Consider the following 11,261-nt stretch of genomic DNA (forward strand, 5'->3'; position numbering starts at 1 on the left):
GCCTGGAGCCCCGATGAAGCCTGCTGCCCTCGCCTGCGCCGCCCTGTTCGCCTTGCTGGGACTGAGCCCGGTCCGCAGCGCCGCCGCCCCGATCGGCATCGTGACGATTGCCGACGGCGAACTCCACGTGATTCGCGCGGCGCAGCGCTTCGCCGCGGCCGAGGGCCTGCGCCTGCACGACGGCGACATCGTGCGCACCGGCGCCGACACGCGCCTGGCGCGCATCGAGCTCGGCGACGGCATCGCGCTCGATCTCGGGGCCTCCACCGAGCTGATGCTGCAGCCGCCCGCGGATGGCCGGCTGGGCGAGCGTGCCACCACGCTCTACCTCGCCCGCGGCTGGCTGAAGGCGAGCACGGCCCCGGCAGGTGCCGCGGGCCTGGCCAGCCCACTGACCGACATCCTGCATCTCGACGGGTCGGCGGTGATGCACGTGTCGCCCGAGGATGCACTGGTGTTCGTCGAGTCGGGCCAGGCACGCGTGGCCGAGAGCGGCCGCGATGGCGGCGCGTTGGCAATGGCCAACGGAGATGCGCTGGTGCGCCGGGCCGCAGAAGCCGCCAGCCTCGAGCGCCGGCCACCGGCCGCGCTGCTGCAGGGCTTGCCGCGTGGCTTTGCCGACACCCTGCCGCGCCGCGCGGCGCGCTTCCTCGGCGCTCCGGCCGAGCCCGGCCCTGCACAGCCCGTGGCCTACGCCGAGGTGGCCACCTGGATCGACGGCGAGCCGGCCGTGCGCAGCATGGCCGTGAAGCGCTTCGCCGCACGGGCTCGCGACCGCGCCTTCCGGGCGGCCTTGCTGGCCGGACTGCGCCGCCACCCCGAGTGGGACCGCACGCTGTTCCCCGAGAAGTACCGGCCCGCGCCGGTGGTCGTGGTCCAGCGTGCGCCGCCGCAGGCCGTCAGCCTGCAGGGCGTGATGGCCTGGCCGGATTCCGCGGCCACCGAATCGATGGAGACGACGCGATGAGACTGCTGCTCAAGTTCAACCTGGTGTTCGTGCTGATCTTCCTCGTCGGGCTCGCCGCCACCGGCGCGATGACGCGCCAGCTGCTGCAGCGCAACGCGCAGGAAGAGACGCTGCAGCAGGCGCGCTTCCTGCTCGAGAAGGCCCTGGCCGTGCGCGCCTACACCTCGACGCAAGTGGCGCCGCTGCTGGACACGCAGATGAAGTACGCCTTCCTGCCGCAATCGGTGCCGGCCTTCTCGGCCACCGAGGTGCTGGCGAAGATCCAGAAGAACCACCCCGAATACGCCTACAAGGAAGCCACGCTGAACCCAACCAACCCGCGCGACCGCGCGGTGGAGTGGGAGGCCGACGTGATCGCCGAGTTCCGCAAGTCGGCCGAGCTGAAGGAGTTTGTCGGCGAGCGCGACACGCCGGCTGGCCGCGCCCTGTACATCGCCCGGCCGATCCGCATCGCCGACGCCGCTTGCCTGCGCTGCCACAGCACGGTGGAGGCGGCGCCGCGCACGCTGGTCGAGAAGTATGGGCCGGCCAACGGCTTCGGCTGGCAGCTCGGCGAGGTGGTGGGCGCGCAGCTGGTGTCCGTACCGCTGGCGGTGCCGATGGCCCGCGCCCATGAGGCCTGGGCGGCCTTCATGGGCATGCTCTCGGCGGTGTTCGTGGTCATCGCCGTGGCGCTCAACGCGATGCTGTGGTGGCTGGTGATCCGGCCGGTGACGCGGCTGTCGCGCCTGGCGGACCGCGTGAGTCTGGGCGAACTGTCCGCGCCCTCGTTCGCCTTCGGCGCGCGCGACGAGATCGGCCGCCTGGCCGCCTCCTTCAGCCGCATGCGCAAGAGCCTGGTGCAGGCGATGAAGATGCTGGAAGGAGCGCCGTCATGAGCGCGCGGCCGCTCGGGCTGCACTCGCCACCGGATGGTCATGCGCCGATGCCCCGGCGTCTGGGCAAATACCTCGTCTCGGGCGTGCTCGGCGAGGGTGCGATGGGCGTGGTCTACGAGGCACTCGACCCCGACATCCACCGCCCGGTGGCGATCAAGGCGATCCGCGGCCCGCTGCTGGCCCCCGAGGCGCAGGACCTCGACGGCGAGCGTCGCTTCCGCACCGAGGCGCAGGCGGCCGGGCGGCTGTCGCACCCGAACATCGTCTCCGTCTACGAGTATGCGCAGACCGGCAACCAGCACTACATCGCGATGGAGTACGTGGCCGGCGTCTGCCTGCACGAGCCGCTCGCTCTCGGCTTCCGCCTGCCGCTGGCCGACACGCTGAGCATCGTCGCCCAGTTGCTCGACGCGCTGGAATATGCCCATGCGCAGGGCGTCTGGCACCGCGACATCAAGCCGGCCAACCTGCTGCTCACGCCCGAGGGCCGGCTGAAGGTGACCGACTTCGGCATCGCGCGCATCGACGGCGCGCAGCGCACGCACCACACGGCCGTGCTCGGATCGCCCGGCTACATGGCCCCCGAGCGCTACACCGACGAGGCGCCCGATGCGCGCGTCGACATCTTCGCCTGCGGCGTGCTGCTGTACGAGCTGCTGACCGGCCGCGCGCCCTTCCGCGGCGCCGCCGGTGCGGTGATGTACCAGGTGATGCACGACGAGCCGCCGCCGCCGTCGCAGCTCGATCTCGAGCCGCCGGTGCCGGCTGCCTTCGACGCCGTGTGCGCACGGGCGATGGCGAAGCGGGCCGACGATCGTTTTGCCGATGCCGCGCAGATGCGCGCTGCGCTGGCCCTGGCCGCAGGGCTGCCGATTGGGCCGCAGGTCTCGTCCGGGACGATGCGCCGGCTGCGCGGCGCGCGCGAGGAAGCCCCCACCCGGCTGATGCCGCGTGCGATGGCGGTCATGCCGCGCGGCAGCATGCCGCCGCCTTCCACGCCGGCCCTGGCCCCGGCATCGGCGCCCAGCCTGCCGGACTGGGATGCCAGGGCCTTGCTGGCCGTCGAGCAACTGCTGCTGCCCCACCTCGGCCCGATGACGCGCCACGTGGTGCGCAACGCCACGCGCCGCGTGGCCGACCTGCCCGCGCTGCTGCAGACGCTGGCCGCCGAGGTGCTGGAGCCGCACGAGCGCGAGCGTTTTCTCGGCCGCGCGCGCCGCCTGTTGCCGGCCGTGCACGAGCCGCACCGGCCGCCCAGCGGCGCCGCGCTGCCGGTGCTCGGCACCACGCCGATGCAGCCGGCGCTGGTGGAGCAGGCGGCACGTGAACTCGCGGTGCAGATCGGCCCGATTGCCACACTGATCGCCCGCCGCGCGTCCGTGGGTGCCTCGAGCCGCGAAGCCTTCTTCACCGCGCTGGCCGATGCGGCCGGCGAAGGCGTCGACCGCAAGGCTCTGCTGTGGCGGCTGTGGAAGCTGCCCTGATCGGCGCAGAAGTGGCGCCGCTCAGTGCGCCTCGGCGGTCTTGGCGGCCTCGATCGCGCCGGCGCGGTCTTCCTTCGCGCCGTTGAAGAAGATGTTCAGCACCACCGCCGCCACGGCGGTGAGCAAGATGCCCGACTCCAGCAGCGGGTGCAGGCCGTGCGCCATCTGCTGCGTCCAGCGCGGCGCCACCAGAGGGATCAGGCCGAAACCGATCGACAGCGCCACGATGTAGAGGTTGTGGCGGTTGCCCTTGAAGTCCACCGTCGACAGGATGCGGATGCCGGTGGCCGCGACCATGCCGAACATCACCAGGCCGGCGCCGCCGAGCACGAACTGCGGGATCGACTCCACGAAGGCCGCCATCTTCGGCAGCATGCCCAGCACGATCATGATCACGCCGCCGGCCACGCACACCCAGCGGCTCTTCACGCCGGTGACGCCGACCAGGCCGACGTTCTGCGAGAAGCTGGTGTAGGGGAAAGTGTTGAAGATGCCGCCGATCAGCGTGCCCAGGCCGTCGGTGCGCAGCCCGGCGGCCAGCGCCGGCTGGTCGATCTTCTTGCCGGTCAGGTCCGACAGCGCGAGGAACATGCCGGTGGATTCGATCATCACCACGATCATCACCAGCGTCATCGTCAGGATCATCACGATGTCGAAGGTCGGCATGCCGAAGGCGAAGGGCGTGACCACGTCGAACCAGTGCGCCTTGGCCACCTTGTCGAAGTTCATCTTGCCCATCGCGATGGCGACCGCGCAGCCGGCCACGATGCCCAGCAGCACGGAGATGTTGGCAACGAAGCCTTTCGCGTACTTCACCAGCAGCAGGATGAACACCAGCACCGCGCCGGCCACGGCCATGTTGTCGAGCGCGCCGTAGTTCGGGTTGTTGGTCATCGGAATCGGCCCGGGCAGCTTGAAGGGCGCGCTGGCGGCTTCCGCCGTGGCCTTGGCCGCATCGACCATGGCCACCAGCTTGGGAACGTCCACGCTCTGCGCCAGTGGCGCCGGCCCACCCATCGCCCAGCCCACGCCCACGCGCATCAGGCTGATGCCGATGATCGCGATGATGGTGCCGGTGACCACCGGCGGGAAGAAGCGCAGCAGCTTGCTGACGATGGGCGCGATCAGCATCGAGATCACACCGGCGCCGATGATCGCGCCGAAGATCGCCCGCGCCCCGTCGACGCCGGGCATCGCGTTGGCGAAGGCCACCATCGGGCCGACGGCCGCGAAGGTCACGCCCATCATCACCGGCAGCTTGATGCCGAACCAGCGCGTGACCCCGAACGACTGGATCAGCGTGACCAGGCCGCAGCTGAACAGGTCGGCCGAGATCAGCAGTGCCACCTGCTCGGGCGTGAGCTTGAGCGCGCGGCCGACGATCAGCGGCACGGCGATCGCGCCGGCATACATCACCAGCACGTGCTGCAGGCCCAGCGCCGCCAGTCGCGGCGCCGGGAGTTTCTCGTCCACCGGGTGGACCGTCGTGTCGCTCATGCTTGTCTCCTCGTGTGGTCTTGTGTCGTGAGCGTCGGAATCGCGGCCGCGGTCAGTAGCGGTGGCGCACGCCGATCGAGAAGGCGCTGCCGCTGCTCTGCCCGTCGATCTTGTCGCTCATGGCCACCGCGTACAGGTCGGTGCGCTTGGACAGGTAGTAGTCGTAGCCGGCCGAGAAGGTCTTGCGCTTGGCGCCGGTCTCCGGTTTGATCTGGCCCCACTGCGCGATGACCTTGCCGTTGCCCACCGGCACGCTCGCGCCCAGGCCGGCGATGTCGTATTCGTTGCCGGTGGTCTTGTTGGCCACGTTGCCGAACTGGCCGAACAGCTTCGCCGCGCCGAAGTCGTAGCTCACCGCGCCCTGCCAGCTCTTGGTGTCGGCCACCGCAGCGGCGCCGTCCTTCTTCACGTCCTGCCAGGAGAAGGCGGAGTCGAACGCGCCGGCGCCCCAGCGCAGGTTGACGCCGTGGTTGCGGCCGTTGCTGCCCGCCTCGGCCGCGGCCATGATGAGCTGCAGCGTGGCGCCGCCGAGCTTCGGGCTGGTGTAGAGCACCGAGTCGCTCCAGCCCGAGTCGCCCGTCAGCGTGCCGCTGGTGAAGTAGTGGCGGATGCTGGGCGAGTAGCCGAACGAGTCGCCGAAGGGGTTGAACGACAGCGTGGTGACGAAGAAGGGCGTGGTGTTGCGGCCGATCGTCACGCGGCCGAAGCTGTTGCTGGCCAGGCCGACGAAGGCGTTGCGCGCCCAGAAGGTGTCGGCACCGAAGCGGCCGGAGGCGCCGGTGTCGGCGCGCATGAAGGACTGCAGCGTGAACACCGCCGACAGCCCGCCGCCGAGATCCTCGCTGCCGCTGAAGCCGAACCAGCTGGTGGTCATCTGGCCGTTGTCGACATTCCAGGTCTTGTTGGGGTTGCCCACCGGCTTGGACTGGCCGGCGCTGATGTCGAGCAGGCCGGCCAGGGTCACACTGGTCTGGGCCAGTGCGGCCGCCGGCAGGGCCATGGCGGTGGATGCGGCGATCAGCGCGCAGCGAAAGCTTGAAGAACGTTTCATCGCGGGTTTCCTCCTCGGGTTGTGGCGACGTCTGGGGCGTCAGTTCAGGGGCGAACCGGCCTCGAACCAGCGTCCGAGCAAGGACCGTTCCGCATCGGTGATCTGCGTGGCGTTGTTCATGGGCATGGCCTTGAGCACCACGGCCTGCTGGTAGATCGCCTGGGCGTTCTTTGCGATCAGCTCCGGCGTGTGCAGTTGCACGCCCTTGCTGATCACCTGCTCGTTGTGGCACATCGCGCAGCGCTGCTCGATCACCGGGCGCACCTGCGCGAAGCTCGGCGGCGCCACGCTGGTGCTCCTGGGCACCGGCGCGGGCGCCAGCCACACCACCAGGCCCACGATCACCGCGGTGCCGCCGATCGCGTACTCCCATGGCACACGGTGGCCGGCCACCAACGCCTTGTGCCGCGCGACGAACGAGTGACGGATCAGCGCCCCGGCCAGCATGATCAGCACCAGCACCAGCCAGTTGTGCTTCGCGCCGTAGAGGAAGCCGTAGTGATTGCTGAGCATCGCGATCAGCACCGGCAGCGTGAAGTAGGTGTTGTGCACGCTGCGCTGCTTGGCGCGCTGGCCGTGCACCGGGTCGACCGGTTCGCCGGCCTTCATCTGCGCCATCACGGTGCGCTGCCCCGGGATGATCCAGAAGAACACGTTGGCGCTCATCGCCGTGGCCATCATCGCGCCCACCAGCAGGAAGGCAGCGCGCCCGGCGAACAGCTGGCAGGCCAGCCACGAGGCGACGATCACCGCAACCGTCACGCCGATGCCGACGATGCGGTCACCCCCCGGCTTCTGGCCGAAGGCGCGGCAGATGCCGTCGTAGACGAGCCAGAAGACGACGAGGAAGCCGAGCGCGGCGGCGATCGCACCGGCCGGCGACCAGGCGAACAGGTTCTTGTCGATCAGGAAGGTGCTCGCCTGGTAAAGGTAGAGCGCGGTGAACAGCGCGAAGCCCGTCAGCCAGGTGGAGTAGCTCTCCCAGTAGAACCAGTGCAGGTTGGGCGGCAGCGACTTGGGCGCCACCATGTATTTCTGCGGGTGGTAGAAGCCGCCGCCGTGCACCGCCCAGAGTTCGCCGTCGACGCCCTTGCCGACGAGGTCGGGCGCGGTCGGCTTCGTCAGGCTGTTGTCGAGGAAGACGAAGTAGAACGACGAGCCGATCCAGGCGATCGCCACGATGACGTGGGCCCATCGCAAGAGCAGGTTGACCCAGTCCAGAACATACGCTTCCATGCGTGCCACTCCCTGTCGCCACCGGCCGCGCAAGAAGCGGGCCTGTGTGCAACCTCACCACAGCGGGCTCTGTGAGGCGGGAATGTCGCGACCGGTGACGAGGCACCGGGCTCCGCGGCGACGCAATTCAAGTGTATACAGACCGGCACACGAGCCGATCCGGACTTACCCCGATTCGTGGCCTCAGCTGCCCCGGTAGGTGGCGTACGACCAGGGGCTGGCCAGCAGCGGCACGTGGTAGTGCTGGCCGGCGGCGGCGAGGCCGAAATCCAGCGGCACCTCGTCGAGGAAGGGTGGCTCGGCCAGCGCCGCGCCGCGGGCGCGGAAGTACGCCGCCACCTCAAACACCAGGCGGTAGCGGCCCGGCTGGAAGGCCTCGCCCTCGAGCAGTGGCGCGTCGGCGCGGCCGTCGTGGTTCAGCGTGATGCGCTGGAGTTCGATGGCGGTGCCGTCGGCACCGAGGCGGTACAGCCGAACCGCCATGCCGGCTGCGGGGCAGCCGTTGGCGGTGTCGAGCACGTGCGTGGTGAGCTTGCCCATGAAGGTCCTCGAGTGATGCTTGCGGGTTCGCCAAAAGTGTATACACTTTGCTCAGCGAATCAAGTACCGACCGTCTCCACATGCCGCGCAGCAGCCCCACCCTGCAGGTCGTCCGCCCGAGCGCGAAGGCGAGCAAGCCGCGCGCCAGCGCCGGCTCGGCCGGAGATGCCGGCACCCATACGCAGCGCATCGTCGAGTCGATCACCGCGGCCATCGTCGAGCGCCGCCTGATGCCCGGCACCAAGTTGGCCGAGCAGAAGATCGCCGACATCTTCAAGGTCTCGCGCACGCTGGTGCGCCAGGCGCTGAACCAGCTCAGCCGCGACAAGCTGGTGACGCTGGAGCCGGCGCGCGGCGCGCGCGTGGCCGAGCCGAGCATCGAGGAGGCACGCCAGGTGTTCGAGGTGCGGCGCCTGCTGGAGTCGGCCATGATCCGCCGCGCTGCCGCCGAGCTCAGCGATGCGCAGCTGGCCGAACTGCGCGCCCACCTGCGCGACGAACAGGCCGCGGTGCAGCGCACCGACGTCTCCGGCCGCACCCGGCTGCTGGCCGACTTCCACGTGGTCATCGCCCGCATGCTCGGCAACGAGGTGCTGGCCGACCTGCTCGCCGATCTCGTCACCCGCTCGTCGCTGATCGCGCTGATGTACCAGTCGTCCCACTCGGCCGAGCACTCCTACGAGGAGCACGTGGCCATCGTCGAGGCGCTGGCCCGTCGTGACGCGCGCGCCGCGGTCAAGCTGATGGACGAGCACCTGCACAACGTCGAGCACAACCTGCGCCTCGATCCGCGCACGCCCGACCTCACCGACGCCCTCAAGCCCTACGCCCCATGACGAATACACCCTATCCCCGCGACCTGGTCGGCTACGGCCGCACCCCGCCGCATGCCCGCTGGCCCGGCAACGCCCGCATTGCCGTGCAGTTCGTGCTGAACTACGAGGAAGGCGGCGAGAACAGCGTGCTGCACGGCGATGCCGGCAGCGAGCAGTTCCTGTCCGAGATGTTCAACCCGCCGGCCTTCGCGGATCGCCACCTGAGCATGGAGTCGATCTACGAATACGGCTCGCGCGTCGGCGTGTGGCGGCTGCTGCGCGAGTTCGAGAAACGCGGACTGCCGCTCACCGTGTTCGGCGTCTCGATGGCACTCGAACGCCACCCCGAGCTGACCCAGGCCTTCGTCGAGCTCGAGCACGAGATCGCCTGCCACGGCTGGCGCTGGATCCATTACCAGGGCATGCCGGAAGCGCAGGAGCGCGAGCACATGCGCATCGGCATGGAAATCATCGAGAAACTCACCGGCGAGCGTCCGCTGGGCTGGTATACCGGCCGAGACAGCCCGAATACGCGCCGGCTGGTGGCCGACCACGGCGGCTTCGAGTACGACAGCGACTATTACGGCGACGACCTGCCCTTCTGGACGCAAGTGACGAAGACCGACGGCACGACGGTGCCGCACCTCGTCGTGCCCTACACGCTGGACACCAACGACATGCGCTTCTCGCTGCCGCAGGGCTTCAGCCAGGGCGACGACTTATTCACCTACCTGCGCGATGCCTTCGACGTGCTCTACGCCGAGGGCGAGGAGGCTCCCAAGATGCTCAGCGTGGGCATGCACTGCCGGCTGCTCGGCCGGCCCGGGCGCATGCGCTCGTTGCAGCGCTTCCTCGACCACATCGAGCGCCACGACCGCGTCTGGGTGTGTCGCCGCATCGACATCGCACGCCACTGGAAGCAGGTGCATCCCTTCAAGGCCTCCGCATGACGATCACCCTCGACCAACTCAATGCCGCGCCGGCGGCCGAGGCCGCCCGGTGGCTCGACGGCCTGTACGAACACTCGCCGTGGATCGCCGAGCGCGCGCTGCAGCGCCGGCCGTTCACCTCGCTGGCGCAGCTCAAGCGCGCGATGGTGGAGGTGCTTGCCGAGGCCGGCCGCGACGCCCAGGTGGCGCTGATCCGCGCCCACCCCGAACTCGCCGGCAAGGCGATGGTCTCGAAGACGCTCACCGCCGAATCGACGAACGAGCAGACCACCTCGGGCCTGACCAACTGCTCGCCGCAGGAGTTCGCCCGCATCCAGCAGCTCAATGCCGACTACAACGCGAAGTTCGGCTGGCCCTTCATCCTCGCCGTGCGTGGCCCGCGCGGCACGGGCCTGTCGCGCGCGGAGATCATCGCCACCTTCGCGCGCCGGCTCGACAACCACCCGGACTACGAGCTGGCCGAGTGCCTGCGCAACATCCATCGCATCGCCGAGATCCGCCTGAACGACAAGTTCGGCCACGAGCCGGTGCTGGGCAACCAGGTCTGGGACTGCGCCGAGATCCTCGCCCGCCACAGCGACCCGGGCTATGCCGAGCACGGGCAGCTGACCGTCACCTACCTCACCAATGCGCACCAGGCCTGCCAGATGCAGCTGCAGCGCTGGATGCGCGACTGCGGCTTCGACGAGGTGCGGGTGGATGCGGTGGGCAACGTGGTGGGCGTCTATCACGGCAGCGATCCGTCGGCGAAGCGCCTGCTGACCGGCAGCCACTTCGACACCGTTCGCAACGGCGGGAAGTACGACGGGCGCCTGGGCATCTTCGTGCCGCTGGTATGCGTGCGCGAACTGCACCTCGCCGGCCGGCGGCTTCCCTTCGGCCTCGAGGTGATCGGCTTCGCGGAAGAAGAAGGCCAGCGCTACAAGGCCACCTTCCTCGGCTCGGGCGCGGTCACGGGCGACTTCGCCCCCGCCTGGCTCGATCAGCGCGACGCCGACGGGATCACCATGCGCGAGGCGATGAAGGCGGCAGGGCTTCCCGGAACGCTGGACGCCATCCGCGCCGGGAAGCGCGACCTGTCGCGCTACCTCGGCTTCGTCGAGGTGCACATCGAGCAGGGGCCGGTGCTCAACGAGCTCGACCTGCCGCTGGGCGTGGTCACCTCGATCAACGGCAGCGTGCGCTACCTCGGCGAGGTGATCGGCATGGCCAGCCACGCCGGCACCACGCCGATGGACCGGCGCCGCGACGCGGCCGTGGCAGTGGCCGAGCTGGCGCAGTTCGTCGAGAAGCGCGCCTCGAGCGTGCCCGACGTGGTGGGCACCATCGGCATGCTGAACGTGCCCAGCGGCTCGATCAACGTCGTACCGGGGCGCTGCACGTTCAGCCTCGACCTGCGCGCCACCACGAACGAGGCCCGCGATGCGCTGGCCCGCGACGTGCTGGCCGAGCTCGAGTCCATCTGCACACGCCGCGGCCTGCACTTCAAAGTGGAAGAGACGATGCGTGCCGCCGCCGCACCGAGCGCGCCCGAATGGCAGCGCCGCTGGGAGCGGGCCGTCGAGTCGCTCGGCCTGCCGGTCTTCCGCATGCCCAGCGGCGCCGGGCACGACGCGATGAAGCTGCACGAGGTGATGCCGCAGGCCATGCTGTTCCTGCGCGGGCTGAATGCCGGCATCAGCCACAACCCGCTCGAATCCATCACCAACGACGACGCCGAACTCTGCGTGCGGGCCTTCCAGCACCTGCTCGGCCAACTGGAAGAAGTACCCGCATGAACGCCTACGAGAAACTCGACGCCTGGATCGACGCCCACTTCGACGAGCAGGTGCGCACCCTGCAG

At 69.6% G+C, this 11,261-nt stretch carries 10 protein-coding genes; 6 read left to right on the forward strand and 4 right to left on the reverse strand.

Annotated features, from left to right (window positions below):
- The first annotated feature begins 13 nt into the window (after nt 1-13).
- Genes AB7U92_RS12460 through AB7U92_RS12470 form a run of 3 tightly spaced genes read left to right on the forward strand, consistent with a single transcriptional unit; the run spans nt 14 to nt 3,329 of the window.
- The gene (locus AB7U92_RS12460) at nt 14-967 is read left to right on the forward strand and encodes a hypothetical protein (RefSeq protein WP_428577010.1); all 954 of its coding nucleotides are present in this window, start codon (nt 14-16) and stop codon (nt 965-967) included.
- Nucleotides 964-1,845, forward strand: coding sequence for a c-type heme family protein (locus AB7U92_RS12465; protein ID WP_428577013.1), 882 nt, complete (start codon nt 964-966; stop codon nt 1,843-1,845). Before AB7U92_RS12460 ends, AB7U92_RS12465 begins: the two co-directional genes overlap by 4 nt.
- Nucleotides 1,842-3,329, forward strand: coding sequence for a serine/threonine-protein kinase (locus AB7U92_RS12470; RefSeq protein WP_428577015.1), 1,488 nt, complete (start codon nt 1,842-1,844; stop codon nt 3,327-3,329). Before AB7U92_RS12465 ends, AB7U92_RS12470 begins: the two co-directional genes overlap by 4 nt.
- 21 nt (nt 3,330-3,350) lie before the next feature.
- On the opposite strand, the gene AB7U92_RS12475 is transcribed toward AB7U92_RS12470, so the two are convergent.
- From AB7U92_RS12475 to uraH, 4 genes are all read right to left on the reverse strand, one after another.
- A complete protein-coding gene (locus AB7U92_RS12475; protein ID WP_428577018.1) occupies nt 3,351-4,826 on the reverse strand; it encodes a nucleobase:cation symporter-2 family protein in 1,476 nt (491 codons plus the stop codon).
- Between the two features lie 52 nt (nt 4,827-4,878).
- Nucleotides 4,879-5,877 (reverse strand): porin, encoded by a 999-nt coding sequence (locus tag AB7U92_RS12480; RefSeq protein WP_428577021.1) that lies wholly within the window; start codon nt 5,875-5,877, stop codon nt 4,879-4,881.
- Nucleotides 5,878-5,916: 39 nt separating this feature from the next.
- Entirely contained in the window at nt 5,917-7,113 is a 1,197-nt protein-coding gene (locus AB7U92_RS12485) for a urate hydroxylase PuuD (protein WP_428577024.1), read from the reverse strand.
- Nucleotides 7,114-7,296: 183 nt separating this feature from the next.
- Nucleotides 7,297-7,653 (reverse strand): hydroxyisourate hydrolase, encoded by a 357-nt coding sequence (gene uraH / locus AB7U92_RS12490; protein WP_428577027.1) that lies wholly within the window; start codon nt 7,651-7,653, stop codon nt 7,297-7,299.
- Nucleotides 7,654-7,733: 80 nt separating this feature from the next.
- On the opposite strand from uraH, the gene AB7U92_RS12495 reads away from it, so the two are divergent.
- Genes AB7U92_RS12495 through uraD form a run of 3 tightly spaced genes read left to right on the forward strand, consistent with a single transcriptional unit; the run spans nt 7,734 to nt 11,196 of the window.
- On the forward strand, nt 7,734-8,489 hold the full coding sequence (locus tag AB7U92_RS12495; protein WP_428577030.1) for a GntR family transcriptional regulator: 756 nt from the start codon (nt 7,734-7,736) through the stop codon (nt 8,487-8,489).
- The gene (gene puuE, locus AB7U92_RS12500; RefSeq protein WP_428577032.1) at nt 8,486-9,418 is read left to right on the forward strand and encodes an allantoinase PuuE; all 933 of its coding nucleotides are present in this window, start codon (nt 8,486-8,488) and stop codon (nt 9,416-9,418) included. Before AB7U92_RS12495 ends, puuE begins: the two co-directional genes overlap by 4 nt.
- Nucleotides 9,415-11,196 (forward strand): 2-oxo-4-hydroxy-4-carboxy-5-ureidoimidazoline decarboxylase, encoded by a 1,782-nt coding sequence (gene uraD, locus AB7U92_RS12505; RefSeq protein WP_428577035.1) that lies wholly within the window; start codon nt 9,415-9,417, stop codon nt 11,194-11,196. Before puuE ends, uraD begins: the two co-directional genes overlap by 4 nt.
- Nucleotides 11,197-11,261: the final 65 nt, after the last annotated feature.

The sequence above is a fragment of the Piscinibacter sp. genome, from assembly GCF_050175855.1.
In the GTDB taxonomy this organism is placed as follows: Bacteria; Pseudomonadota; Gammaproteobacteria; order Burkholderiales; family Burkholderiaceae_C; genus Piscinibacter.